This is a genomic window from Microbacterium sp. FW305-3-2-15-F-LB2 (genome assembly GCF_058787255.1).
Genome location: NZ_JBYSZO010000001.1, coordinates 3,335,265 through 3,360,626 on the forward strand (window position 1 = coordinate 3,335,265; position 25,362 = coordinate 3,360,626).

Sequence of the window (25,362 nt, forward strand, 5' to 3'; positions counted from 1 at the left end):
TTCTCTCCTTCGAGATCAGGCGGGCTGAGAGATCAGGCGGGCTGACGGTCGACGTCGGACACAGCGGCCAGGGGCGCGGGCGCGTCGTCGGAGAGGCGCCCTCCGGGCAGCAGGAGCGCGAAGACGATCCCGCACGCGTAGACGAGCGCGAGCCCCAGGAACACCGGCGCGAACGTGTCATGGTAGATGACGGCGACGGCGTCCTGCACGTCCGGGGACGCTGCGCGGACCACCGCGGGGGTGAGGGTGTCGGCATCCAGACCGACAGGGAGGGACGCGGCGACGCCGAAGCCGACCACGCCGCCGACGATCGCCGTGCCCACGGCAGAGCCCACCTGGCGCACGAGATTCGTGGTGGCGGTGACCGCCCCGAGGTCGGAGCGGGCGGCCGCGCTCTGGACGACGGCGAAGATCAGGTTCGTGAACGAGCCCGTGCCGATGCCCACCGCGGCCATCACGATCATCGGCACCCACAGCGGCGCCCCGGCGGGCAGCGCGGCCATGGTCGCCAGACCCGCCGCCCCCAGCACGGTGCCGAACACGGGGTAGAAGCGATATCGACCCGAGCGACTCACCAGCCACCCGGTGAGCAGGTTGCTGACGAGCATGCCGAGCACGGTCGCGATCGGGACGAGGCCCGAGACGGTGGCGGTCGTCCGGTACGCCATCTGGATGTAGGTCGGCACGTAGGCGACGATCGCGAACAGGCCCGAACCGACGATGAGCGAGAGTCCGAGGCAGGCGAGGATCGTGCGGTTGCGCAGGATGCGCGGTGGCAGGATCGGCTCGGCCGCCCGCCGTTCGATGGCGATGAGGGCGAGGATGCCGATGACCGCAACCGCCGCGCACGCGAGCGCGGCCGGACGCAGCGCGTCGTCGCCGATCCAGGTCACGGCGAGGACGAGCGCGACGAGCGCGCCGGTGAAGACGACCGATCCGGGGATGTCGAAGCGGGGGTGGGCCCCACCGGGGAGACGCGGCACCGCGATGACGGCGAGCGCGAGAGCCGCCACCCCCACGGGGATGTTGATCCAGAACACCCACGACCATCCCCAGAAGTCGGTGATGAGACCGCCGACGACGGGTCCGACGACGATCGCGACCGGGAAGGCGGTGCCGATGATCGCCAGATAGCGGGGGCGCTGGCGGGGGCTGGTGACGCGGGCGATGATCGTCTGCGACATGAGCTGAAGCCCCGCGGAGCCGAGTCCCTGCACCACGCGGGCGGCGATCAGCCAGCCGAGGTCGGGAGCGAAGCCGCACGCGAGCGAGGCGACGAGGAACAGGCCGAGCGACGCGAGGAACACGCCGCGGGGGCCGACCACGTCGCCGAGTTTGCCGAGGACGGGCAGCATCACGGTGGCGGCCAGGGTGTAGCCGACCATGATCCAGCTCATGTGCTCGAGCGCGCCGAGATCACCGGCGATCGTGGCAAGCGAGGTCGAGACCACCGTGTGGTCGAGGGCGCCGATGAAGGACACCGCGAGCAGGGCCCCGACGAGAACGCGAAGGCGGAGGGGGGAAAGGACAGAAGGAGACACAGTCATCGGAAGAGGCACCCGTGAGACCAGGCGATCGACGCGACCGTGTGTGCCGCTACGGCTCCCTCACCGCGCGAACGGACCGTGCAGGCCCCGACGTCGCATTCAGCATACCCCGACTTATGTTTGTTTTCAACATTAGTGGGGAGCCGGTCGATGTGAACGACCTATGAACAGATCTGCCCCTGGCGAGGCATCTATGGTTCCCTGTGCGCAGAGCACGAGGACCACCGCCACCCCCCGGAGCAGTGGCCCGTCCCGCCCAAGGGGGCAGCCATGACCGACAAGGCCCTGAGCGACAAGGCGTTGGTGTCGCGCATCCGCACTTACATCCTCGTGATGGTTCTGAGCTTCTTCGTTCAGGGGTCATTCCTGGCGAACGCGCTGCAGTCCGATGACCAGGGATCTTGGATCCTCTGGGCGGTCAGTCTCGCCGTCGCCGTCATCCTCATCACGTACGCCTGCATCCGCGTCGTACCCCTCTCCCGCGAGCACCGCCGCCGGACCTGGGGGACGTAAAGGAGGAGCACCCTCCCCGTGGTCAGCGCCCGGCCGCGACTCCCGCGCCCGTCGCGCCCCCGGGGACGACGGAGTCGTGCCGGATCCGCGCCCGCGACCGTTCCCGCGCCCGCGGAACCGCCGGAGCGGACACACGCTCCCCCACGACGTTGACGATCTCGCCGACGCCCTCGATCACCATGCGCACCTCGTCGCCGGGTTCCAGCGGACGCGGGTCGAGGCCGCCGCGGCGGCCCCACAGCTCGCCGAGGCATCCGCCGTTGCCGACCGTCCCGGACCCCAGCACGTCCCCGGGGACCACGACGGAGTTCCGCGCGGCGTACATCACCAGCTCGGGGAACGGCCAGCCCATGTTCGACACGAGGTCGTGCCCGATGAGCTCGCCGTTGACGAACAGCTCCGCGCGCACCGCGAGGAAGCCCTCGGCGTCGAGGAACGGCTCGAGTTCGTCGGCCGTGACGATCCACGGACCGAGCGTCATGGCGAAGTCCTTGCCCTTCGCGGGGCCGAGCCGCACCTTCATCTCCCGAGACTGCAGGTCACGCGCCGACCAGTCGTTCATCACGGTGTACCCGAAGATGTGGGCGGTGGCGGCCTCGGCATCCAGGTTCTCCCCCTCCGAGCCGGGCACGCCGCCGATCACGGCGGCCAGCTCCAGTTCGACGTCGAGCCTCAGCGTCTCGGGGATGGCCACGACATCGCCGGTCCCACGAACCGTGTGCGGATTCGTGAAGTAGAACGTCGGCGCCTCGTACCACTCGGGCACGACTTCGCTCTTGCCGTCGACCGACGCGCTCACGCCCTCGACGTGCTCTTCGAAGGCGACGAAGTCACGGATCGAGGTCGGCACGAGCGGGGCGAGCAGCCGCACCTCGGCCAGCGACCGCGCCGCCGCCGAGTCGCGCCGCGCGAACAGCGCGCGCGCAGACGCTAGCCCCTGCGCGAGAACCTCTGCCACACGCAGCCCGTCCGGGAATGGCACCACGGTCTCGCCGTCCACGAACCCCTCGCCGATGTCGGCGCCGTCGACCCACCGCGCGATCCTCACGCGTGCACCCGCGTGCGCAGCAGCGCCTCGGCGTTGCCGCCGAGGATCGCGGTCACGTCGGCGTCGGCGAGCTCCGCGCCACGGACGAACCCGACGGGGTCGTCGAGCCCCATGTCGAAGGGGAAGTCACTGCCCAGCAGCACCCGGTCGGCCCCGGCCGCCTCGACGAGCCAGCGCAGCGCGCGCTCGTCGTGCACCACCGTGTCGAACCACAGCTTCGAGAGGTAGCTCGAGGGAGCGTGAGCGCAGCCGTGCGCCTCGGGCCGCACCTTCCAGGCGCGGTCCGATCGACCGATGGCCGTGGGCAGGTATCCGCCACCGTGCGCCGCCACCAGGCGGAGTCCCGGATGCCGGTCGAGCACGCCCGCGAAGATCAGGTGCGAGAGCGCGACGGCGTTCTCGGTGGGCTGGCCCACCGTATTCGACAGGTAGAACCGGTCGAGGCGCTCATCGAGAGAGCAGCCGAAGGGGTGCAGGAACACCACCGCGCGCAGCTCCGCCGCCCGGGCCCAGAAGGGTTCGAGCCGGTCGTCGCTGAGCTCGACATCGCCCGCGAACGACGAGATCTCGACGCCCGCGAGCCCGCGACCGAGCACCGCGTCGTCGAGAGCGTCGACCACGAGATGGGGGTGTTGCAGCGGCACGGTACCGAGGCCGACGAGACGGTCGGGCGCCTGGGCGACGTGCTCGGCGATGAGGCGGTTGGCCTCGCCGGTCGCCCACGTCGCGAGGCCCTCGTTCGCCCACGGGTAGAAGTGGTTCGGCGAGGGGCTGACCCACTGCCGATCCACTCCCTGGGTGTCCATGGCGGCCAGGCGCGCCTCGACCGAGGTCAGGCGCGGGAAGCGCTCGCCGATCATGCGGCCCGAGGCCTGCAGGCTCGCCAGGCCGTTACGGCGTAGCTCGAGGTCGGCCGCGGCCTGCACATCGTCGGGTACGCGCCGTTCGACCTCGGCGTGCAGTCCCGGCATGAGCAGGTGGGCGTGGACATCGGTGACGCCGTGCGCCTCGACGGCGCTCATGCGCGGGCCGCCGTGAGCTGCGCGACACCGAACATCAGACCGCCCATGTCGGCGTCGCGGACGCCGTCGAGCTGCCACTGCCCGAGCTGCACCGACGCGTCGACGATGGCCGTTGCCCGCGCCACGCGGCGCTCGTGGAACGCGTCCCACAGCGCCTGGTCCACGGCATCCCGCTCCACCAGCAGCTCGGTGAGCACCGCCGCGTCCTCGAGACCCTGCGCGGCGCCCTGCGCGATCGTCGGCGGGCAGCTGTGCGCGGCATCGCCGATCACGACGACGCGGCCGCGATTCCACGGCGCCTCGACGAGGTGACGGGTGAACCAGGTGTAGTTGGCGTCGGCGCCGGCCTCGATGTCGGCGCGGATGTGATTCCACGGCCCGTCGTACGCACGCGACTGCTCGACCATGATGCGCCGCGCTTCTTCGGGCGACACCTGTGAGCGGTCCTGCGCCGCCTCGACGAGGAACGCGTACATCGTGTCGTCGCCGGTGGGCGTGTACCCCGCGATATACATCGGGCCGCCGTAGTAGAGCTCGCTGCGGTCGACGTCCCGCGGCAGCGACACGAAGGTACGCCAGATGCCCATGCCCGTCTGCTCGGGAGAGACGTGGATGCCGATCATCTCGCGCACCGAGGAATGCAGGCCGTCGGCACCGACGAGGAGGTCGAACGTGCCAGCCGGTTCGCCGTCGATCTCGACCGCGACCCCGTCGTCGGTCTGCGAGAGGCCGGTCACGCGCCGGCCGAAGTGCACGCGCGCGCCGTGCGACTCGGCGGCGGCGAGGAGGATGCGCGCGAGATCGGGGCGCGACATGCCCATCGTCGAGGGGTAGTCGGGCCCGCCGGTCTTGAGGTCGGGGAGGGCGGCGACGACGGGCGCACCGGGGCCGGGGGCGCGGAGGTTGAGACCCTCGAACGCCTTGCCCGCAGCGGCCACCTCGCCCCAGACGCCGAGCTCGTCGAAGACGCGGAGCGCGTTGCCCTGCAGCGTGATGCCCGAGCCGCGCGTGGAGAGCGCCGGCTGGGCATCGTAGAGGTCGACCTCGACACCGGCCCTCGCGAGGAAGATGGCTGATGCCAGGCCCGCGACGCCGGCACCGGCGATCGCGACTTTCTGAACGGCGGTCATGTCAGAACCTCTCTGTTCTTTCAACGGTGATCAAGATCTACAGCAGCGCGACCGGGTTCACCGGCGACCCGACGGCACCGGTGATCGGGAGCGGCGGCGCCGAGAGAAGGAACTCCCAGCGTCCCGCAGATTGGCACGCCTCCGAGAGCGCCTCGAGGTTCCACATCTCGCCGATCGTGAGCCCGAGGTTGGGAATGACGACCTGGTGGAGCGGCTGGAAGGCGGGCACGTCGAACTCGTTCGGCCGCACCTCGAAGCCCCACGTGTCGGTGGCGATCGCGGCGATCTCGGTGCGGTGCAGCCACCCGGCGGTCGTGAGCGACAGCCCGGGCGCGGGTCCTCCCGCGTAGTCGCCCCAGCCGTCGCGACGCACGCGCGCGAATTGGCCGGTGCGGACGAGCACGATGTCACCCCGGCCGACGGTGACTCCCTCGGCGGCTGCGCAGGCGTCGAGGTCGGCGGCGGTGATCGCATAGCCGTCGGCGAGCTCGCCGGTCTCGGGCGCGAGGTGACGGCCGATGTCGAGCAGCACGCCGCGCGACACGATGACGTCGGCGGCGTGCTCGATGCCGGTGACGAGGTCGCCGTCGCTCGTGACGACGTCGCCCGCCCGGCGCCCGTTCCACGCGAATCCGTGGTCGAAGATGTGCCCGAGGCCGTCCCATTGGGTCGAGCACTGCAGGGGCATCGCGATGACGTCGTCGGCGCCGCCGATGCCGTGCGGGAAGCCCTGGTTGCCGCGCTCGGCATCCGTTCCCGTGTCGGTCATCGTGTGCACGGGATTGGTGCGCCGACGCCAGCCCTTTTGCGGCCCGTCCGTGTCGAAGCGCTGCGAGAGCGAGATCGAGCGCCCCTCCCGGACGAGCGCGGCCGCTTCCCGGCGCTTCGCGGCGTCGATGAAGTTGAGGGTGCCGAGCACGTCGTCCTCGCCCCACCGCCCCCAGTTCCGGTAGGCCTCGGCGCGCGCGCCGATCTCTGCCTCCGGGTTCTGCCGGTCGAGGTCGGCCGGGCTCTCCGACGGCGCGCTCACGCCACGTCCTCCGCGACGCAGTGCACGACCTGCGTGCCGAGCGCCCCGATCGTCCCCGTCATGACGTCGCCGTCGCGGAGGAACCTCTTCCAATGCTGGCCGTTGCCGGCCGGGCTGCCGGTGAGCAGCAGGTCGCCGGGCAGCAGCGGATGCGTCTGGGATGCCGCCGACACCAGCGCGGGCACGTCGAAGAGCAGATCGGAGGTGTTGGCATCCTGCATCACCTGTCCGTTGAGCTCGAGGCGCACCGGGGTGTCCGCGGGGTCGACGAACCGCGCGGGCACGAGGAGCGGGCCCGTCGGAAGGAACCCGGGCGCGTTCTTCGCGCTGTACCAGTCGGTGCCGATCTCCTTCATGTCCTTGCGGAACACGAGGTCGCGCGTGGTGATGTCGTTGACGATCGTGTACCCGGCGACGTGGTCGAGCGCCTCCTCGCGCGACACGCGGAACGCCTCGCGCCCGATGACGACCGCGAGCTCGAGCTCCCAGTCGTGCACGTCGCTGTACCCCGGGAGAACGAGCGGCACGTCGTCGCCGACGACGCACGCCGTCAACCCGATGAAGAAGTACGGCTCGCCGCTGCGGGCGCGCTCGTCCATCATGTCGGCGGCGAACGCCCGCGCCTCCTCGGGGGTGCGATCGGTGTTCTGCGTCAGACCCGCCGCCACCAGCTCGATGACGTGCTGGCGGTAGTTGGCGCCGGTCTGCAGCACCTGCCGCGGCTCGACGGGCGCCGTGAGAGTGACCTCCGACAGCGGATGCCACTCCCCCGGCGCCGCGGCGAGCGCTTCGATGCGATCCCAGTCGGGGTCGGCGAGGAACGCGTTCAGGCCACCGCCGAGCTCGTCGTCGGCCAGCGCGCGGATGCGGTCGCCGGCGACGAGGCCGACGCGCACGGCATCCCCGTCTCGGAAACGCGCGAGGGCGAAAGGTGCGGTGGTCATGGTGGTGCTCACTTCTCCCGACGGGGATCGACGCTCAGCCCCGACCCTGGACGGCGTAGGGGTTGAGCAGGGCGTCCTTGATCTCGTCGGGCACACCCTCTTCCGTGGCGCTGGGGCCGTCGGCGGGCGGGAACGACTCGGTCATCGACATCGGCATGGCGCCGTTGCGGTACATGTTGTTCGACCCGAGCGACGGCTTCCAGGTGTTGGCCTCCCAGTCGGGCACGTAGTTGCGGTAGCCGCCGGTGTTCAGCTCGATGCGCAGCGTCGAGGGCTCGCGGTAGTAGAGGAACGTCTGCTCGCCAATGCCGTGGATGTTCGGGCCGTACTCGATCGGGATGCCGTTCTCCATGAGGGTGTCGGCGGCGATGAGCAGCTCCTCGCGGGTGTCCACCCAGAAGGCGTAGTGATTGATGCGTCCGGCGCGGGTCGAGCCGTCGAGCACGACGCCGAGGTCGTGCGACTTCTCGTTCGTCGTCAGCACCGAGAAGACCGAGATCGGGGCCTCATCGAGGACGGTGCGCGCCATGAAGCGGAAGCCGAGCGTGTCGACGTACCACTTCACGAAGGCGTCGACGTCGCTCGTGGCGACGGTGACGTGGTCGAGCTGGCGGGGAGCGCCGGCGATCGAGCTGCGCTTCTCGGGGCGGTCGGGGAAGATCGAGGCCGTGTGGGGCTCGGGGCGGTGACGCTCGACGTCCCAGTGCAGCGTCATGTTGTGGCCGAACGGGCCGGTGAAGCGGTACGCGCGGCCGATGCCGCGTCCCTCGAACCACTCGCCCTGGATGCCGGTCGCCTCGACGCGCTTCGCGGCCTCTTCGAGCGCTTCGGCCGACGAGGTGCGCCAGGCCATGGTCTCGAGCGCGGGCTCGTCGCCGCGGACGACGACGACGGAGTAGGAGTAGTAGTCGCCCCAGCAGCGGAGGTAGACGCGGTCGTCCTCGCGCGCGACTTCGGTCAGACCCACGCGGTTGACGTAGAAGTCCACCGAGGCATCGACATCGGGCGTCGTGATCGCAACGAAGGACAGGTGCGAGAGAAGCTTGATCATCTTCGATCCTTTCGGTGAATCGGGCCGTTCCGACTCTTCTTCCACTATCCGACCGAAGTCCGTATCAGGGAAGCCGATCCTGTGGATGCCGACTATCGACGGGGCTTATTCGACGCCCAGGATGCCGTCGTCGTGGGCCAGCTCCGCGAGATCGCCCGGTCGCGCGCCCGCGATGATGGCATCCCGGAGCCTCCGGAGTGCCACGCGCTCGGCCACCTCCCGCTTCGGAGGCATGAGGCGCCGACCCTCGGCGTCGTCGTACGCGACCTGGATGGTCGACTCCGCGGAATCGATCCGCACCTCTACCCGGCGCGGCCCGAGGACGGTCGCCGTCAGCACGTCGCCGACCCCCGATCCGCCCAGGGCCCGCGTGACCGTGACGCCGACCGACCCCGCGGCGAGGGCGAGGGTGTCGGCGCTCGGGGTCGCGGCGTGGGCGAGGACCTCGAGTGGGCCGCCCGCGAGGACCCTCGCCCAACCGACGGCATCGCGGAAGAGCATCGCCGCCTCGGACGGCGACCCCCATGCGTCGATCACGATGTGCGCCGCGGGGACCGGCGCGAGAGCGGCGACCACGTCGGCGCGCAGTCGACGGCGGGCGACGACGATCGGCACATCCAGCGCGCGCAGCCGCTCGTGGGCTGCAGCGGGAGCGGGCTGCGGCTCGTCCACCACCACCCCGGCGGCATCGGTCAGGCGTTCCACGCGATCCCACCACGCGCCGCGGCCGTCGACGATCCTCAGCACGCCGGTCGCGTCGGCATCCGCCAGTCGCACGAGGGGGGCGAGTTCGGCGACGGCCGCGCGATACGCGGCGAGGTCGGTCCACACCGGCATCGCGCTCATGCGGCCACCCCCGAGCGAATCGCGGCGGCAGCGCCATCGGCCACGGCGATGACGAACGCGGCATCCGCGCGAAGCTCGTCGTACTCCATCGCCGTCTCTCCTCGCAGCAGTGACGCGAGCGCGCGCCATTCGGCGTCGTAGCCGTCGCGCCGGTCGATCGGATACACCGTCTGGATGCCGCGTCCATCGCGGACCGTCGTCCGGGCGCTGCCGGCGTGGACGAACGGCGGAGGGAACTCGACGTCGATGCGCGCGCCGTCGGTTGCGACGTTGACGCGCCATAGCGAGTCCGCACCCTCGGGACCCATCACGGCCGTGACACGGACGAGCGCCTCGGCGGAACGGAGGGCGAGGTCGAACCCGATCGGTGCGACCGCTCGCGCCCACACGACCTCGGTCGCATCGGGAACGAGGTCGCGGACGAGCGGCAGGTCGTGCACGGCCAGTCCGACGACGAGCTGGCGCACGATCCGGGCGTTGAGTTCGACGTCGTCCGGGTCGAGCGGTGACCGGACGGGACCCGGTGCCGTCGGGAGCGGCGCGCCCATCACGAGCTCGTGATAGCGACCGTTCGGGGCGAGGGACAGGGTCACCGACACCGACCGCACCCGGTCGCGCGTGGCGTGGAGGTGGTGAGTGGCACGCGACCACGCGGGATCGAACAGGTGATTGGTCCCCACCACCAGCAGCGCGCCGGCCTCGGCGCACTCGGACACGATCTGCTCCGCTTCGGCGAGGGTGGTGGCGAGAGGCTTCTCGCAGAAGATGGCGCGACGGCCCGCGGCAAGGCTCGCTCGCACGTGCGCGGCGTGGCGCTCGGGCGGACTGCACACCGCCACGACCTCGACGTCGGGGTCGCTCAGCAGGTCCTCGACGCCCGACGAGGACCGGGCGTCGAAGCGTTCGGCGATGGCGGCGGCGCGACCGCTGCCCGCGTCGCTGACGTGCACCACCCGGAAGTCGCCAGCCGTGCGGGCGAGCGTCGGCGCATGCAGAGCCGCGACCCCGGGTCCTGCCCCGATGATGCCCACACCCCAGGTCATGTCGCTCCTTCGCGCCACTTCAGCCCGAATAACGCTGAAGTCCGAGACTAATGAACCATAGATGGCGCGAAACCGGGAGCGGAGAGCCTTCGCTGTGTGAAGATCGAGCATGGCCAACGTCTCCACTCTTCGCTTCGGCGCACAGACCGACGAGGTCACCAGCCTGCTGCGGATCGTCAACATGGTTCGGCTCGGCGAAGCGGTGACGCGTCCCGAGATCGGCCGCGTCACGGGCCTCGGCCGCGGGGTCGTCGCCCAGCGCGTCGACCGCGCCGTCGAGATGGGGTTCCTCGAGGACGCGGAGTACGCACCCTCCTCGGGCGGGCGCGCCCCGCGCACCCTGCGGTTCCGCGCCGAGCGCGGGCGCATCGTCGTGTGCGCGCTCGGCGGATTGCACATCCATGTCGGGCTCACCGACCTCGACGGTGAGATCCGCGCCGAGGCGCACCGCGAGTGGGACATCGCCCGCGGCCCCGACGAGACCCTCGCGGTCGCGACGACCATGGTCGACGATCTGCTCGAGAAGGACGGCGACCCGACCGTCTGGGCGGTCGTGGTGGGAGTCCCCGGTCCCGTCGACTTCGAGACAGGTCGCCCGGTGGCACCGCCGATCATGCCCGGGTGGAACAACTTCGACGTCCGCTCCCGCTTCGAGGAGCGCTACTCGGCCCCGGTCTGGGTCGACAACGACGTCAACATGCTGGCCGCCGGCGAGCGTGCCCGCCGCCGGGAGGACAACCCCGACCTGATCTACTGCAAGGTCGGCACGGGCATCGGCGCCGGACTCGTGTCGCACGGACGCCTGCACCGCGGGGCGAACGGCGCGGCGGGCGACATGGGACACGTCCGCGTCCCGGGGGCGCGGCAGCAGTGCCGGTGCGGGAAGATCGGATGCCTCGAAGCCGTCGCCGGAGGCTGGGCTCTGGTGCGCGACGCGCGGGAGGCCGTCGCGGCGGGCGGCACCGGCGCGATCGCCGACATCGTCGCCTCGGGCGCCGAGCTGAACCCGGAGGACATCTCCCGGGCCGCCGAACGCGGCGACGCCCTGGCGATCTCGCTGATCCAGGCCTCCGCGCGACAGGTCGGGGAGGCCGTGGCCGCCCTGGTGAACATGTTCAATCCGAGCGTCATCGTCGTCGGCGGCGCCGTCGCCGCCGCGGGAGAACTCTTCCTCGCCGAAGTGCGCCACCGCGTGTACGAGCTGTCGCTCCCCCTCGCGACGCGTGACCTCTCGATCGTGACGAGCGTCAACGACCGGCGCGAGCCGCTGCGCGGCGGCGTCGACCTCGCGCGCGAGCAGCTGTTCGAGGCCACTTTTCCCCGGTGGTTCGCCGAGGGGCGCCCGACTCTCGCGGCGATCCGCGGCGAGGCCGCCTGACTCTCCGTCTCCGAGCCGGGCCTGCAGGACGCGTCGTCGTCCTACGACCGCAGCGAGGGCGCATGCGGGGGCGGACTCCGGAGTTCCGTCGCAGCGAGGCCTTCCGTGTCACGGGCGCCCGCACCGGGTGCGGTGACATCGGGCTCCCAGCGCAGCAGGTCACCGGGCTGGCAGTCGAGAGCGCTGCACAGAGCGTCGAGCGTCGAGAAGCGCACCGCTTTCGCCCGGCCGTTCTTCAGGACAGCGACGTTAGCGGGCGTGATGTCGATCCGTTGCGCCAGCTCGCCCACGCTCATCTTGCGACGGGCGAGCATCACGTCGATGTCGATGACGATGGGCACGTCAGATCACGTCCCCGAGTTCACCGCGGAGGCTGACGATCTCCCCCTCGCTGGCGATCGCCTGCCGGAGGAGCCCACGCAGTACGACGACGAGCAGGCACGCACCACCCATGACGACCGCGGCGCCGCCGATGAGACCCACGACCCCGGGAGCGATCTCCCCCGGCGCCAGGATCATCGCAAGAGCCGCCAGGACGATGGCAACGGTCGCCACCGACCACGCGATCGTATCCACCTCGCGGAAGGACGACTCGGCGAACACCACTCCCCTCCGGGTCTTCGACAGCAGGCGCCACACGCAGACCCCGCAGATCTGCAACGCGATCACGCCGATGGCCAGCAACCCGACGAAGACAGCGCGCAGAACCGGCGGCGCACCCTCGAGATCGCGATACACCGCCGGCAGGATGATCCCCTCGACGAGGATCGATCCCGCCAGCGCCACAGCGATGGCGGCCTGGGCTGCGCGGGTCGAGATGGCGTTCATTGCGGCTCCAATCGCCCGAGAAACGGTAAGAATCTATCGATTAACGATAGATTACACAAGGCGCCGTCGCGTGATCACCGATTCGCTTCTTCCTGTTTGCGACATTAGTAGGTAGTTTTAGGACTTATGGTCCCGACCGCGCTGCGCGATGATGCGCTGCACACCCTCCCCGACGGGTACGCCCTTCGGCTGTCCCTGCCGTGGATCCGCTCGCTCCCCCTCGCCTGCCTGGTCGATCCCGCGGTGCGCATCGACGGGCGCTCCACCCCCGCGACGGTGGTGCTCGGCGATCGCCGAGTCGACCCCGCCGATCTCGAGACCGAGACCCTGTGGTGGCACCTGCAGGACCGCGTCGCGCTTCACGTGACGGATGCCGGGAGCCCTGGCATCCACGAGGTGTCCGTGTCGTTCGGGCTCGAGGTCCCCTACCTCGAGGGCGGGCCCGACGGGCCCCTGCGTCTGCCCTTCTTCTTCACCCGCGCCCTGGACACGGAGACTCCGACGACGGGCGTCTCACGCGACGTCGGGAGCGACGTCGGGAGCCTTGCGTGAGCGCGCTGCCCGCGGGGTGGGCCCTGTCGGCCAGTGCGTTCAACCTCACGCCCGAGGTCGTGCGCGCCGAGCACACGGCGCCCGATCTCGCCCTCACCTTGGTCGAACGGGGCCTCGCCTCCGCGATCGAGGTGGAGCTGGGCCAGCTGTGGCGCGGCTACCCCGACGCCACGCTGGACGAAGCCCGAGCCCTCCGCGATCGCCTCGACGTGGTCGGCGGACGCGTGAGCATCGTCGGCATCAGCATCGACGAGTGGGACGGACATCGTCGCCGCACCGACGACGAGCGCCTCGCCTTCCTCGTGCCGCAGTTGCGCACGTCCGCCGCCCTCGGCGCGCACGGCGTGCGCATCCCCCTCGGTCAGGCCGGCGCGATCCTCGAGCGCACGCTGCCCCTGCTCGAGGAGCTCGACCTCGTCCTGTACGAGGAGGCACAGGGGCACCAGACGCCGGCCGCCATGCCGGGGGCCTACGCGCGGCTCGCCGAGATCGACAGCCCCCACATCCGTCTGCTGCTCGACATCAGCATGCTCATGCCCGCGCTGCCCGTGACCTACCTGGAGGAACTCGCGCGGGGCGGCGTCGACGACACCCTGGTCGCGCTCCTCTCCGACCACTGGCGCGAGCCGGCGACGCACGGGGCGGTCATCGACTACCTGCGCGCGGGGAAAGTGCCGGGTCCGGTGCACACGCTGTACATGAACCTGCTCGTGCGGTTCGGGCGCTCCGACATCGCCGACGTGGCATCCGTCCTGCCCCTCCTGGGCGCGGTGCACCTGAAGTTCTGGGATCTCGATGATTCCGACGACCGACTTTCCGACCCCCTTCGCGACGTGGGCACCGCCCTCGCCGCGACGGGCTTCACCGGCACGCTCTGCAGCGAGTGGGGCGGCCAGGAGTGGCTCGACGACGACCCGTGGGAGATGACCTTGCGTCATCTTGCGCTGGCCGCCGCTCTCCTCTCCGACCGTCCCCCATCCGCATCCCTTCAGAGAGCGAGCACCCCATGACCGACCGACCCCCCATCAAGTGGAGTTACATGGACCACTGGCGGGCCCAAGGTCCCGCCGGACCCTACGACCAATGGCAGTCGCGGCTGGCGATGAAGCGGTTCCTGCAGCAGGTGGCCGCCGTCGGCTTCGACGCGATCGACACCTTCGACTTCCGCATCTGGCAAATCTTCGAGCAGTACGGGTCGGTGGCCAACTACCAGGAGTTCGTGCAGGAGCAGGGCCTCGAGCGCATCGTCAACACCTTCCACGGCGTGTACTACACCCCCGACCGCTACGCGCCGGAGGTCCCGGCGACGCACGCGACGATCCTCGAGGACTTCCAGCGGACGATGGACATGTGGTCCGGCATCCAGCTCGACAACATCATCGTGATGCCCGGATCCCGCTACTTCGACGAGGCCGGCGTGCCCGATGACGGGCTCAAGCACGCCGCCGACGTGTGGGGCAAGGTGGGCGAACTGACGCAGCAGTACGGCGTCAACCTCACGTGCCACCACGAGTTCTACGCCGGCATCCGCACGCGCGACCAGATCGACCGCTTCTACTCGTACGCCGACCCGCGCTACGTGAAGTTCTTCGTCGACACCGCGCAGCACTGCATCGCCGACGTCGACCCCGTCGACGTGTACGAGAAGCACCACGAGCGCGTGACGGGCTTCCACTTCAAGGACACCCGGTTCACGGACACCAACGAGGACTATCGGATGTTCCCGGATGCCGAGGTGTCGGCGAAGACCACCGAGAAGTGGTTCTACGAGATGGGCACCGACGAGGGGCTCGTCGACTTCGAGGCGATGATGCGCTCGGTCCGCGACAACGGGTACACCGGGTGGATCAGCGTCGAGCACGACAAGGCCGACAAGCTCGGCGGCGACTACGCCGAGAGCACCGCGATCGCCCGCTGGTACGCCAAGAACGTGCTGGACGGCATCTACAACGAGGCGGTGGCGCGATGAGCGACGTGCGCTGGGCCTACGCGATCAACCAGTGGGACACCAACATCGACTCGTTCGTGCGCAAGCGCGAGCACGAGCGGGCGTTCAAGACCGCGTCGATCAGCGGCTTCTCGGGCGTCGAACTCACCGCGGTGAGCTTCGGCGCGTGGGAGCCGCTCGGGACGCCGCAGCAGATCGCCGATCTGTACGGCTCGGTCGAGAAGTTCGGAGAGTTCCTGGCCTCGTGCGCCATCGACGCCGTGAGCAGCTACGTCTACGACCCGGCGGTCGGGTTCGAGGTCGAGATGGGTCGCGGGCCCGACCCGCTGGATCCCGCGTCGGTCGGCGAGATCACCCGCACCGCGCGGTGGTTCGCGGATGCTCTCCGCCGCCTCGGCGGGAGCGTGCTCGTCGTGCGCGCGGCACCGTCGGCGTGGCAGACGGGGGTGCTCACCGACGAGCAGATCGGCGTGCTCGCCGACCTGTGGAACACGGTCGGCGAGGCGATCGCGGCCGACGGCATCGCACTGGGCCTGCACGTCGACTTCCTCTCCGCGCTGCGCCTGGGCGATGGCATCCATCGCCTTCTCGCAGCGACCGACCCGGGGAAGGTCGGCCTCGCGATCGACACCGCCGAGTACGCCATCTCGGGCATCGACCCCGTCGCGTTCTACCGTCAGTACGCGGATCGGGTCGTCCATGTGCAGCTCAAGGACGCGCGCGAGACCGTGGATGACGCGGAGGCGTCGACGCCGCACGCGGAGCAGTTCATCCGCACCGAAGGTGGGGCGCGCAAGATCCTGCGCTGGTTCTCCGAGCCGAGCGACGAACGCGCCCTGGTCGACTTCGAGGGCTTCGTCACCGCACTCGCCGAGCACGGTTACCACGGCTGGATCGTCGTCGAGTCCGACCAGAGCCCGCACCCCGCCGAGAGCACGATGGTCGCCGGGTGGTACGTGCAGAAGGTGCTGCAGCCGCTGCTGGGGTGAGGCCCGCTCGCCTGGGGGGTCGTGGGGGCTGCCGGCTCTCGACCCCTCACGCGAGGATTCGAGCTCGGGGTCGCGCGGCATCCTCTCCTCCCCATCACGTCGTCGCCCCGAGTTGTCCACGGGAGGCCCTCGAGGGCGGCGTGAATGTCGGAGGTCGTCGCTAGCATGCACACATGTCCTCTCCAGAGCCCTCGGCGACACCGGAAGACGGGGCCGATGCCCTGTCCGCGGTGCTGATCGAGGTGCTCGCGGCGGACTCGGGTGTCGCCGCCGCCGAAGCGCGGCGCACCCGGGCGCTGGCCCGTGCGGGGCACTTGGCGCTGCGAGAGATGGCGGGCCAGCGGGCTTCGTCTCGCATGGCGGAGCTGGCGATGCGCGAGGTGGCGTCCGAGCTCGCCGCGGCGACACACCTGTCGGATCGCACCGTGCAGGCGCAGATCTCTCGCGCCATGGTCCTCACCGACCACCTCCCGGTGACTCTCGACGCCTGGGAGGCGGGGCAGATTTCGCGCATGCATGTGCACGCGATCATGGATGCCGCGACGGCGGTGCCAGTGGAGCGGCGGGCCGAGTTCGACCTGCTCGCCGTCGCCACCGCCGACGGGCTGAGCCCGGGCCGGCTGCGCTCTCGACTCGCGATGCTGGCCGAGCGCGTGCAGCCGACGACCCTGACCGAGCGGCACCGGGCGGGGCGAGCGAGCCGCGGGGTGCGGGTGGTGCCCGGCGAGAACGGCATGTCCGACCTCATCGCCACCCTTCCCACCGTGCTGGCGGTCGCGGTGCACGACCGGCTCACTCAGCAAGCTCGAGCGATCATCGACGCCCGTGATGATCGGCCGGCTACGGCCGAGACCGACGCCCGTGGGGGCGGTGACGGCCCGATTCTGTCGGCAGTGGACGAGCCCGCCGCCTCGCCCGCTGTTCCCGTGGAACCCGACACGCGCACGATGGATCACGTGCGGGCCGACGTGTTGGCAGACCTGCTGCTGACCGCCGCTCCCGACGCCGACCCCACCCGCGCCGATGACGGCGCGGGGACGCTCGGCGCGATCCGCGCGCGAGTCCAGGTCGTCGTTCCCGCGCTGACGATGCTCCGGCCGGGGAGCGAGAACGTGAACCCCGCGGAGCTCGTCGGCCACGGCCCCATCGACGCCGACACCGCCCGCCGGCTCGCCCAGACGACGCGCGTTCCGTGGGACCGGGTCATCACTCACCCCGTCACCGGGGCGGTCTTGCACACGGACACGTATCAGCGGACGGCAGCGATCGACCGGTACCTTCGCGCGCGAGACCGGCACTGTCGGTGGCCCGGCTGCACCGTTCCGGCCATTCGCTGCGAGATCGACCACAACCACGACTGGGCTCGGGGCGGACCAACGAACGTGTCCAACCTGAGCTGTTTTTGCCAGAGGCACCACACGCAGAAGCAGTTCACGAGATGGAGGGTTCGGCAACTCGACGGCGGGGTGATGGAGTTCACCTCCCCCACCGGTCGGGTCTACACCGACTCCCCGCAGCCCTACGCACCCGGTGTCCGCTTCACCGAGACGCCCGCCGAGTCGCCGCCACGCCCTTTGCCGCCACCGGTCGAGCACGACCCCGCGCCCTTCTGATCCCGCGCGCTTCTGATACCGCGCCCTTCTGACACCGCGCCCTGCTCAGGGGTGCAGCGCCCGGCGAGACGCCGTTAGCACAGCACTCTCCCGCGCGCCGCCCCCTCGGGCGGCGACGCGAGTCGTGGAACCGTGCGCTCATGGCATCCCCTCTGACCCCACTTCGTGACGACTCCCTCTCGCTCCTGGTCCGCGGCTACGACTTCGGCGCTCATCTCTGGCGGCGGGCCGAGAAGGGCGCCCGCGCGGTGCCGTTCCGGCTGCTCGGGCGGCCGGCGCTGCTCGTCCGCGGCGAGGAGGGCGTCCGGCTGTTCTACGACGAGTCGAAGACCCGCCGCCACGGCGCGATGCCGATGTTCATCCAGGGCTCGCTGTTCGGGCACGGCTCGGTGCACAGCCTCGACGGCGAAGACCACCGGCATCGCAAGGCGACGTTCGTCGACGTGCTGTACGACGACGCCGAGGTCGACCGCCTTCTGCCCGAGCTGGAGCGCGAATGGGGCGACGAGGTCCGCGCGTGGGTCGCGGGCGGACAGCAGACCGCGTACGACGCGGCGGTGGGGGCGCTCGGCCGCGCGATCCTGCGGTGGGCTGCGATCCCGGGGACCCCAGCTGCGCAGACGCGCTGGGCGCAGCGCCAGGCGCAGATCGTCGATGGCTTCGGTGTGCCGTACTCGCCCGAGTACCTGTTGGCGCTGCTGAACCGGCGCTGGTCGGACCGGCACGCGGCGAAGCTCATCGAGGCCGCCCGCGAGCGGCGGCTGCACCCCGCCGTGGGCACCGCTCTGCACGCGTGGGCGCACCACCGTGATCGCGTCGGCGAGCTGCTCAGCGCGCGGCAAGCCGGGGTGGAGCTGCAGAACAGCTTCCGCCCGATGATCGCCGTCGCCCGGTTCGTCGCGTTCGCCGCGAAGGAACTCCACGATCGCCCCGAGTGGCGCGAGCGCATCGCCGCCGAGGTCGCCGAGCGGGGCCGGCTCGTCGGCGGGGAGCTGTCCACCATGTTCGCGCAAGAGATCTGCCGCACGGCGCCGTTCGTGCCGATGCTGCCCGCCTGGGCCACCACCGACGTCGAGCTCGACGGCCAGCGCGTGCCCGAGGGCGGCCGCGTGCTGCTCGACATCCTCGGAACCGACACGGACGCGCGGGAGTGGCCTCGGGCTTCCGACTTCGACCCGGAACGCTTTCGCGGGGTCGAGGACTACGAAGCGCTCGCCGCGTTCGTCCCGCACGGCGGCGCCGACGTCGCCACCGGGCACCGCTGCCCGGGCGAGAAGCTCGCGATCGCGAGGCTCGCGTCAGCCATCTCCGCCCTCAGCGACCCGCGGATACGCATCAGCGGCCGCGGCCTCGACGTGAACCGACGGCGGATGCCGACCAAGCCGCGGTCCGGCGGCCGGGTGCGTCGCGCCGACGCGCCGTCTGCCTGCCCGTTCCACCGGTCAGGCGCGTGAGTCAACGCGGCAGCAACCCGGCGGCGCGGTAGATCGCGTCGACCGTCCGCATCGTGCCCACCGCACGGCGGGCGTCGAGGATGCTGGCGGAGCCGGTGGCGAGGACGTCGCGCAGGTGTTCGAGCTGCCGGGCGTAGCTGTTCTCGGCCGGGTCGACCACGACCTCTCGCAGCACCGCGCCGTCGGGCGAGGTCACCGTGAGGGTCGCGCCCCACTGCGGCACGATGACGCTCGTCGCTCGGAGCGACGCGGCGCTCCCGAAGACCCGCACCTCCATCGCACCGGCGTCGTCGCCGAGGAACGACGCCCGGACCGCGGCCGGGATGCCACCGGGCAACCGCAGCTCGGCATCGGTCTGCAGGTCGATGCGGGGGTCGGCGTCGTACGTCCGCACCGTCGCCGCGACCACCTCGGGATCGCCGAACGCCGCTCTGAGCAGGTCGACCGCGTAACAGCCGACGTCCATCACGGCCCCGCCCGCGAGGTCGCCGTCGAGGCGGATGTTGCCCGGCTTCACGACGAAGTGCGGAATGCTGAAGTCCACCTCCACCCGCCGCACGTCGCCGAGGACCCCCGACCCGATCGTGGCGAGGAGCTCCGCGATGAACGGATGAAGACGGTAGTGGAAGCCGACGAACGCGCGTCGGCCGCTGGCATCCGCCGTGTCCGCGATGGCAGCCGCGGTCGTCCCGTTCGCCGAGAGGGGCTTCTCGCACAGCACGTGCTTACCCGCCTGCAGGGCCCGCGTCGCCCACTCGGCGTGGACGATCGGCGGCAGCGCGAGATAAACCAGGTCGACCCGCGGGTCGGCCAGCACCGCGTCGTAATCGCCCCACGCCGGCACATCCAGCCGCTCGGCGAAAGCCCGCGCCCGCTCGGGATCGCGTGCGCCGATGGCCACGACCTCGACGCCGTCGACCGTGCGCGACGGCTCGACCATGGCGCGTTCGGCGATGCCTCCGGCACCCAGGATGCCGACCCCGATCATGCCCGCGCCACGGAGAAACGCGGTTCCTCGCGAGACACGGCGAGACGCGCAGTGTCTCGCAACGGATCGCGTTTATCGACGCCCACGGACGGCATCACGCCTCGCCGTTGTAGTACGGCCAGGGGTTGATGCGTCGGTCGCCACGGCGGTCCGGACCAGTCAACGTCACCTCGCCGGTCGCGGCCCATTCGACGCCGCGCGGGAACATGCGGATGAACTCGATCCGCCGGAACGTGTCGATGTCGTGCCCGATCGTGATCGTGAACGACCGACCCGTGCCGTACTCGTTGATCCACGCGAGCGGTTGGTCGGTGTTGATGCCCGGCAGCGCCGCAATGCCCTCCGGCGGGATGTCGACGGGGTAGTGCGACATGGGCCACACGGGCGCCTTCTCGTACGCCTCGAGATCGTCGAAGGTCGTCAGCAGCACTCGCGCGCCCTCGTACATCTGAACGCCGACGAGGATGTCGTCGCCGGTGACGGTCCACGTCTCGTTGATGCCCTCGGTGATCGGATGCCGGGGCTCGGTGGTCCGCAACAGCGCCTCGCCCCACGGGCGGGGACGCAGACCCGTCTCCCACGCGCTGAGCTTGGCGCCGCGCATGACGTTGTACTCCTCGGGGTAGCCCCAGCGGTCCTCCTGTGCGGCGGAGCCGTGGAACCACACGATGCCCTTGCCCTCGTCGTGGACGAACCGCAGGATCGCGGCATCCGTCTCCGCCCCGAAGCCGGTCGCGATGTCGTGGTATCCGTCGCGACCCTCGAACACCACGATCAGCACGTCGTACTTGTCGATGACACTCGCCGGCAGCCCGCGCGGGTCCTCGACGACGCGGACCTTGAAGCGTCCGGTGTCCTCCAGGAGCGTCGTGATCCACTGGTTGTGCAGCCGGAAGCTGCGGTGGGCGTTGTCGTGCTCGACGGTCATGTGCCCCGAGAGGATCAGTACGTTCAGCACGGCTCAGTCCTTCCGAGAGAACGCCGCGTCGAAGAGCTGGTGCGGCGGGGTGATCTGGGCGAGCTTGCGGACGAAGGCGAGAGCCTCGGGGCCGCCGACGAGACGGTCCATGCCGGCGTCCTCCCACTCCACGCTCGTGGGACCGTCGTAGCCGATCGCGTTGAGCGCGCGGAACAGAGGCTCCCACGGCACGGCACCGTGGCCGGTGGACACGAACGTCCACCCGCGGCGCGGGTTGTCCCACGACAGGTGCGACCCGAGGACGCCGTTGCGGCCGTCGAGGTTGGTCACCGATTCCTTGCAGTGCACGTGGAAGATGTGGTCGGCGAAGTCCAGGACGAACGCGACCGAATCCAGCTGCTGCCACACGAAGTGCGACGGATCGAAGTTGAAGCCGAAGCTGTCGCGATGACCGATGGCCTCGAGCGTCTTCTTCGCGGTCCAGTAGTCGTACGCGATCTCGGACGGGTGCACCTCGAGCGCGAAACGCACGCCGACCTCGTCGAAGACATCGAGGATCGGGTTCCACCGTTCGGCGAAGTCGCGGTAGCCCGCCTCGATCATCGCCTCGGATGCCGGCGGGAACATCGCGACGTACTTCCAGATGCTCGACCCGCTGAAGCCGGTGACGGTCGATACGCCGAGCTTCGCGGCGAACCGGGCCGTGTTCTTGAGGTCTTCCGTGGCGCGCTGCCGCACCCCTTCGGCATCCCCGTCGCCCCACACGCGCGAGGGCACGATGTCGTGGTGCCGCTCATCGATCGGGTCATCGCACACCGCCTGACCGACGAGGTGGTTCGCGATCGCCCACACCTTCAGGCCGTTGCGCTCGAGGATGTCGAGCCGCGACTGGACGTAGTCGGCGTCGTCCCAGCGGGAGACGTCGATGTGGTCGCCCCAACAGGCGATCTCGAGGCCGTCGTAGCCCCACTCGCCCGCGAGGCGTGCGACCTCTTCGAACGGCAGGTCGGCCCACTGGCCGGTGAACAGGGTGATCGGGCGTGCCATGACGAAACCTTTCAAGCAGGAAGGGAGGATGAGACGCTCGTCCACGCCGCGTCGGCGGAGGAGCTGCGCTCGACTGCGTCGAGCACCCGCTGCACGGCGAGGCCTTCCGCGAACGAGGGGTGGGGGTCGGTCCCGCTGCCGATCGCGCCGACGAGGTCGACGACCTGGTGGCTGAACCCGTGCTCGTAACCGAGCATGTGCCCCGCGGGCCACCACGCCGCCACATAGGGATGCACCGGCTCGGTGACGAGGATCTGCGTGAAGCCCTGGCGGCCTTCGGGCGCCGTGCGGTCGTAGAACTGCAGGCTGTTGAGGTCTTCCAGGTCGAACGCGAGCGCGCCGCGGTCGCCGGACACCTCGATCGTCAGGGCGTTCTTGCGGCCGGTCGCGAACCGCGTCGCCTCGAACGACGCCAGCGCGCCGTTCGACAGGCGCCCGGTGAAGATCGCGGCATCGTCGACGGTGACGTCGCCGACGCCCTCGCCGGCGGCGCCCGACAGCCCCGAACCGGAGGCCTGCAGCGGTCGCTGCTTCACGATCGTCTCGAGGGTGCCGGTGACGCTCTCGATGCCGAGACCCGTCACGAACTGGGTCATGTCGATGATGTGCGCGCCGATGTCGCCCAGCGCGCCCGATCCGGCGTGCTCCTTCTGCAGACGCCATGCGAGCGGCATCCGCGGGTCGACGAGCCAGTCCTGCCGGTACGCCGCGCGCACCTGCTGCACGGTGCCGACCGCGCCCTCGGCGATCATGTCGCGCAGCAGCGTCACCGCCGGCACGCGACGGTACGTGAATCCGACCATCGACCGGATGCCGCGCCCCCGCGCCCGCTCCGCCGCCGCGGCCATCTCCTCGGCCTCGGCGACGGTGTTCGCCAACGGCTTCTCGCACAGGACGTGCTTGCCCGCCTCCAGCGCCGCGATCGCGATCTCGGCGTGCGAGTCCCCCGGCGTGACGACGTCGACGATGTCGATGTCGTCGCGCGCGATGACCTCGCGCCAGTCGGTGGCCGAGTCCGCCCAGCCCCACTTCGCGGCAGCGGATGCCACGGCATCCGCGTTCCGACCGACGACGACGCTCATCTCCACCGGGCGCGCCAGGTCGAACATCCGCGGCGCCTGCCGCCACCCGACCGAGTGCGCCGCCCCCATGAAGCCGTAGCCGATCATCGCCACGCGGAGGGGCTGGGCGGAGGTCATGCCAGCACCAGTTCGCGCTCGACGGGCACGCGGTTGGTGACGTAGCGGCCGGGACCGCCGTCGGCGCCCGGCATGATCTGCATGTAGAGCAGACGCATCGTCAGGACGACCTCGACGGTGACCGTCTCGCCCGCCGCGGGCGGGGTGTCGAGGTGGATCAGAACGTCGGGTCGGTCGGCGACGAACCACAGGGTGTCGGACTGCTCGGGCAGCTCCTCGACGCGGTATTCGCGGCCTTCGAGGGAGAAGCGCAGGTCCTCCGTCGGGACCTCGACACCGTTCACCGTGGCGGCGACGCCATCCACGGCCGACAGCCAAAGGCTGCGATACCACGGCAGTTGCAGCGATACGGCGAGCCCGTCGTCGGTGCGACGGACGTCCTTCTCGGCGAAGAGGGAATTGTGAGTGGCCACGGTGGCTCCTAGGCGAAGGTGTCGACGAAGTGCTCGTGCGCGACCGGCGGAACGGGCTCGAGCTTCTGCGTCGTCTCGGGGCTGTAGGGGTGGTTCTTCGACGGCACCGGCTCGTCGGCCGGGGGCATGAAGACGGGCTTGCCGTCGTCGCCGAAGTACATGAGGTCGAGGTCGAACGCGCCCTGGTTCTTCAGGCCGAAGCTCACCCAGTTCTCCTCGAAGGGGGCGCGGGCCAGCTCGTAGCAGCGGAACTTCCAGAACTTCCACTCGCCGTCCTGCTTGAGGAAGTCGATGGCGTACTTGCACCACACCCAGTGGGCCCAGACCTTCTTGCCGAGCACCTCGTCGGGCGAGTACATGTCGGGGAACGCCTCGGCCACGGTCGGGTCGGTCAGGCCCGACTCGGTGCCGGCCATCATCCAGACGCCCTTGGCGGTCTTGCCGTCGGCGGCGACCTCGATCACGGGCGTGTTCGTGGCGTGGAGGATCAGCTTGCCCTCGGGGTGGGGGCGACCGCGGTGGTAATCGGTGACGCTCTGCCACGTCGTGTACTGACCGGCGTTGGTGTACCGGGCGCGGATGCCCTCGGTGCCCTCCTTCACCCACATCGGGATGATCTGCTCGTCCTCGAACGCGTTGTGCAGGTACATGTAGCGGTTGAACAGGTTCTCGACCTGTCCGCGGTCCTCGGCGCGCTGCGCGAGGGCCTGGGCGGCCTCGACCTGCTCGCGCAGACGCGAGACTTCGGCGACGAGGTCCGAGATGGATGCCTCGGTGGTGGTGTTCGACACGGGTACTCCTTCGTGATGCGGGTGTCAGGCCGGCTGGCGCGCGGCGACGGTCTCTTCGATGGCGGTGCGCATGAGCGCGTGCTGCTTCTTCACGAGGTCGATCGGGTCGCTCTCGCCGAGGTCGCTGAAGGCGTGACCCTCCCACTCGCTCGAGAGATAGCCCTGGTACCCGCCCTCGACGAACTGCTTCACGATGCGCGGGATGTCCATGGCGGGCTCCTGCCCGTCGGCGCCGATGTCGTAGAACTTCGCGTGGACGTGGAAGATCTGCGGCATGATGTCGAGCCACTCCTCCGGCGGCACGAGCCCGTGCATGTTGAACGCGAGGCGCGTGAACGGTCCGAAGCGCAGGGGGTCGACACCCTCGCCCGAGAGGTAGTCCTCGAACTTCTGGTTGCGCACGTGCATGGGCGTCGGCTCGTGCCAGATCTCCTCCATGACGGGGAAGTGCTTTTCGTCCATGCCCATCTGGCCGAGCGTGCGCAGCAACGTCGGGGAGAGGGAGTGCATGGTCGAGGAGAAGTCGGCGGTGAAGCCGAGGCGGTCGGACTGCAGCTCGTCGTACATCTCGCGGATCTGCAGCACGTGCGGGTCGTTCGGACCCGACGGGGCGTGGATCTCATACCCGAGCTTCTGGTCGTACTTCTCGGCGAGCGGGAGGAGGCTGCGCAGCAGATCCTTGCCGTGCGAGCGGATGACGACTTTCTTGAAGCCGAGCGTGTGCGCGGCCTTCAGCTGCCGGGCGAGGAAGTCGTGCTCCTCATCGGGCGTCATGTCGCGGTCCTTGCGGCGACCCATGTCGAGGTTGGTACCGACCGCGCTGGCCTCGAGGCCGTACTTCTCGAGCGAGTCGAACCACAGCTTCACGAAGTCGTCATCGACGTCGGGGTACGACCGCAGCAGCTGCGCGAAGTTGAACTCCACGCCCGGTCCGATGCCCTGGTCGTGCACCTCGCGGATCAGCGTCTCGGGCGTGTACAGCCCCGCGGCGAACTCGCTCGTCATCGAATACAGGGTGGTCCCGAGCGTGATGCCGGTCCCGGCGATGCCGTCACTCATGGCGGGTGTC

General features: G+C 70.2%; 26 protein-coding genes. 8 read left to right on the top strand and 18 right to left on the bottom strand.

Annotation, left to right across the window (positions count from 1 at the left end; all coding sequences use genetic code 11):
* Positions 1-32: 32 nt before the first annotated feature.
* On the bottom strand, positions 33-1,547 hold the full coding sequence (locus AC3WLZ_RS16055; protein ID WP_492470734.1) for an MFS transporter: 1,515 nt from the start codon (positions 1,545-1,547) through the stop codon (positions 33-35).
* Positions 1,548-1,817: 270 nt separating this feature from the next.
* On the opposite strand from AC3WLZ_RS16055, the gene AC3WLZ_RS16060 reads away from it, so the two are divergent.
* On the top strand, positions 1,818-2,060 hold the full coding sequence (locus AC3WLZ_RS16060; RefSeq protein ID WP_492470735.1) for a hypothetical protein: 243 nt from the start codon (positions 1,818-1,820) through the stop codon (positions 2,058-2,060).
* A 22-nt stretch (positions 2,061-2,082) separates the two neighbouring features.
* On the opposite strand, the gene AC3WLZ_RS16065 is transcribed toward AC3WLZ_RS16060, so the two are convergent.
* The 8 genes from AC3WLZ_RS16065 to AC3WLZ_RS16100 form a co-directional block, all read right to left on the bottom strand.
* Positions 2,083-3,108: a fumarylacetoacetate hydrolase family protein gene (locus tag AC3WLZ_RS16065; protein WP_492470736.1), complete on the bottom strand. Its 1,026-nt coding sequence runs from the start codon at positions 3,106-3,108 to the stop codon at positions 2,083-2,085.
* Entirely contained in the window at positions 3,105-4,130 is a 1,026-nt protein-coding gene (locus AC3WLZ_RS16070) for an amidohydrolase family protein (RefSeq protein WP_492470738.1), read from the bottom strand. Before AC3WLZ_RS16070 ends, AC3WLZ_RS16065 begins: the two co-directional genes overlap by 4 nt.
* Positions 4,127-5,260 carry an FAD-dependent monooxygenase gene (locus AC3WLZ_RS16075; RefSeq protein WP_492470739.1) on the bottom strand — a complete coding sequence of 378 codons (1,134 nt, stop codon included), beginning with the start codon at positions 5,258-5,260 and terminating at the stop codon, positions 4,127-4,129. Before AC3WLZ_RS16075 ends, AC3WLZ_RS16070 begins: the two co-directional genes overlap by 4 nt.
* 37 nt (positions 5,261-5,297) lie before the next feature.
* Positions 5,298-6,290, bottom strand: a complete 993-nt coding sequence (locus tag AC3WLZ_RS16080; RefSeq protein ID WP_492470741.1) for a cyclase family protein — start codon at positions 6,288-6,290, stop codon at positions 5,298-5,300.
* The gene (locus AC3WLZ_RS16085; protein ID WP_492470742.1) at positions 6,287-7,234 is read right to left on the bottom strand and encodes a fumarylacetoacetate hydrolase family protein; all 948 of its coding nucleotides are present in this window, start codon (positions 7,232-7,234) and stop codon (positions 6,287-6,289) included. The genes AC3WLZ_RS16080 and AC3WLZ_RS16085 overlap by 4 nt, the downstream gene beginning before the upstream one ends.
* A 34-nt stretch (positions 7,235-7,268) precedes the next feature.
* Positions 7,269-8,285 carry a VOC family protein gene (locus AC3WLZ_RS16090; protein WP_412925929.1) on the bottom strand — a complete coding sequence of 339 codons (1,017 nt, stop codon included), beginning with the start codon at positions 8,283-8,285 and terminating at the stop codon, positions 7,269-7,271.
* Between the two features lie 105 nt (positions 8,286-8,390).
* Positions 8,391-9,131 (bottom strand): hypothetical protein, encoded by a 741-nt coding sequence (locus AC3WLZ_RS16095; protein ID WP_492470743.1) that lies wholly within the window; start codon positions 9,129-9,131, stop codon positions 8,391-8,393.
* Complete coding sequence (locus tag AC3WLZ_RS16100) at positions 9,128-10,174, bottom strand: Gfo/Idh/MocA family protein (RefSeq protein ID WP_492470744.1); 1,047 nt, start codon at positions 10,172-10,174, stop codon at positions 9,128-9,130. The genes AC3WLZ_RS16095 and AC3WLZ_RS16100 overlap by 4 nt, the downstream gene beginning before the upstream one ends.
* Positions 10,175-10,283: 109 nt before the next feature.
* Between AC3WLZ_RS16100 and AC3WLZ_RS16105 the strand changes: the two genes are divergently transcribed.
* Positions 10,284-11,552 (top strand): ROK family protein, encoded by a 1,269-nt coding sequence (locus tag AC3WLZ_RS16105; RefSeq protein ID WP_492470745.1) that lies wholly within the window; start codon positions 10,284-10,286, stop codon positions 11,550-11,552.
* Positions 11,553-11,593: 41 nt separating this feature from the next.
* Here the strand turns inward: AC3WLZ_RS16105 and AC3WLZ_RS16110 are convergent, their stop codons facing one another.
* The gene (locus AC3WLZ_RS16110) at positions 11,594-11,893 is read right to left on the bottom strand and encodes a helix-turn-helix domain-containing protein (RefSeq protein WP_492470746.1); all 300 of its coding nucleotides are present in this window, start codon (positions 11,891-11,893) and stop codon (positions 11,594-11,596) included.
* Position 11,894: 1 nt separating this feature from the next.
* Positions 11,895-12,380 carry a DUF2975 domain-containing protein gene (locus AC3WLZ_RS16115; protein ID WP_412925934.1) on the bottom strand — a complete coding sequence of 162 codons (486 nt, stop codon included), beginning with the start codon at positions 12,378-12,380 and terminating at the stop codon, positions 11,895-11,897.
* Positions 12,381-12,506: 126 nt separating this feature from the next.
* Between AC3WLZ_RS16115 and AC3WLZ_RS16120 the strand changes: the two genes are divergently transcribed.
* The 6 genes from AC3WLZ_RS16120 (at position 12,507) to AC3WLZ_RS16145 (ending at position 18,936) form a co-directional block, all read left to right on the top strand.
* A complete protein-coding gene (locus tag AC3WLZ_RS16120) occupies positions 12,507-12,932 on the top strand; it encodes a hypothetical protein (RefSeq protein ID WP_492470747.1) in 426 nt (141 codons plus the stop codon).
* Positions 12,929-13,942 (top strand): restriction endonuclease subunit R, encoded by a 1,014-nt coding sequence (locus tag AC3WLZ_RS16125; RefSeq protein WP_492470748.1) that lies wholly within the window; start codon positions 12,929-12,931, stop codon positions 13,940-13,942. Before AC3WLZ_RS16120 ends, AC3WLZ_RS16125 begins: the two co-directional genes overlap by 4 nt.
* Positions 13,939-14,901, top strand: a complete 963-nt coding sequence (locus AC3WLZ_RS16130) for a sugar phosphate isomerase/epimerase family protein (protein WP_492470750.1) — start codon at positions 13,939-13,941, stop codon at positions 14,899-14,901. The genes AC3WLZ_RS16125 and AC3WLZ_RS16130 overlap by 4 nt, the downstream gene beginning before the upstream one ends.
* A complete protein-coding gene (locus AC3WLZ_RS16135) occupies positions 14,898-15,869 on the top strand; it encodes a sugar phosphate isomerase/epimerase family protein (RefSeq protein WP_492470751.1) in 972 nt (323 codons plus the stop codon). The genes AC3WLZ_RS16130 and AC3WLZ_RS16135 overlap by 4 nt, the downstream gene beginning before the upstream one ends.
* A 173-nt stretch (positions 15,870-16,042) precedes the next feature.
* The gene (locus AC3WLZ_RS16140) at positions 16,043-17,482 is read left to right on the top strand and encodes an HNH endonuclease signature motif containing protein (protein WP_492470752.1); all 1,440 of its coding nucleotides are present in this window, start codon (positions 16,043-16,045) and stop codon (positions 17,480-17,482) included.
* A 140-nt stretch (positions 17,483-17,622) separates the two neighbouring features.
* A complete protein-coding gene (locus tag AC3WLZ_RS16145) occupies positions 17,623-18,936 on the top strand; it encodes a cytochrome P450 (RefSeq protein WP_492470753.1) in 1,314 nt (437 codons plus the stop codon).
* Between the two features lies 1 nt (position 18,937).
* Here the strand turns inward: AC3WLZ_RS16145 and AC3WLZ_RS16150 are convergent, their stop codons facing one another.
* From AC3WLZ_RS16150 to AC3WLZ_RS16180, 7 genes are all read right to left on the bottom strand, one after another.
* Complete coding sequence (locus AC3WLZ_RS16150) at positions 18,938-19,924, bottom strand: Gfo/Idh/MocA family protein (protein ID WP_492470755.1); 987 nt, start codon at positions 19,922-19,924, stop codon at positions 18,938-18,940.
* 94 nt (positions 19,925-20,018) lie between these two features.
* On the bottom strand, positions 20,019-20,882 hold the full coding sequence (locus AC3WLZ_RS16155) for a ThuA domain-containing protein (RefSeq protein WP_492470756.1): 864 nt from the start codon (positions 20,880-20,882) through the stop codon (positions 20,019-20,021).
* Positions 20,883-20,885: 3 nt separating this feature from the next.
* The gene (locus AC3WLZ_RS16160; protein ID WP_492470757.1) at positions 20,886-21,890 is read right to left on the bottom strand and encodes a sugar phosphate isomerase/epimerase family protein; all 1,005 of its coding nucleotides are present in this window, start codon (positions 21,888-21,890) and stop codon (positions 20,886-20,888) included.
* An 11-nt stretch (positions 21,891-21,901) separates the two neighbouring features.
* Positions 21,902-23,089, bottom strand: coding sequence for a Gfo/Idh/MocA family protein (locus AC3WLZ_RS16165; RefSeq protein WP_492470758.1), 1,188 nt, complete (start codon positions 23,087-23,089; stop codon positions 21,902-21,904).
* Positions 23,086-23,502, bottom strand: a complete 417-nt coding sequence (locus AC3WLZ_RS16170) for a C-glycoside deglycosidase beta subunit domain-containing protein (RefSeq protein WP_412925945.1) — start codon at positions 23,500-23,502, stop codon at positions 23,086-23,088. The genes AC3WLZ_RS16165 and AC3WLZ_RS16170 overlap by 4 nt, the downstream gene beginning before the upstream one ends.
* A gap of 8 nt (positions 23,503-23,510) precedes the next feature.
* On the bottom strand, positions 23,511-24,293 hold the full coding sequence (locus AC3WLZ_RS16175) for a nuclear transport factor 2 family protein (protein ID WP_492470761.1): 783 nt from the start codon (positions 24,291-24,293) through the stop codon (positions 23,511-23,513).
* 24 nt (positions 24,294-24,317) lie between these two features.
* A complete protein-coding gene (locus AC3WLZ_RS16180; RefSeq protein ID WP_492470762.1) occupies positions 24,318-25,352 on the bottom strand; it encodes a sugar phosphate isomerase/epimerase family protein in 1,035 nt (344 codons plus the stop codon).
* Positions 25,353-25,362: the final 10 nt, after the last annotated feature.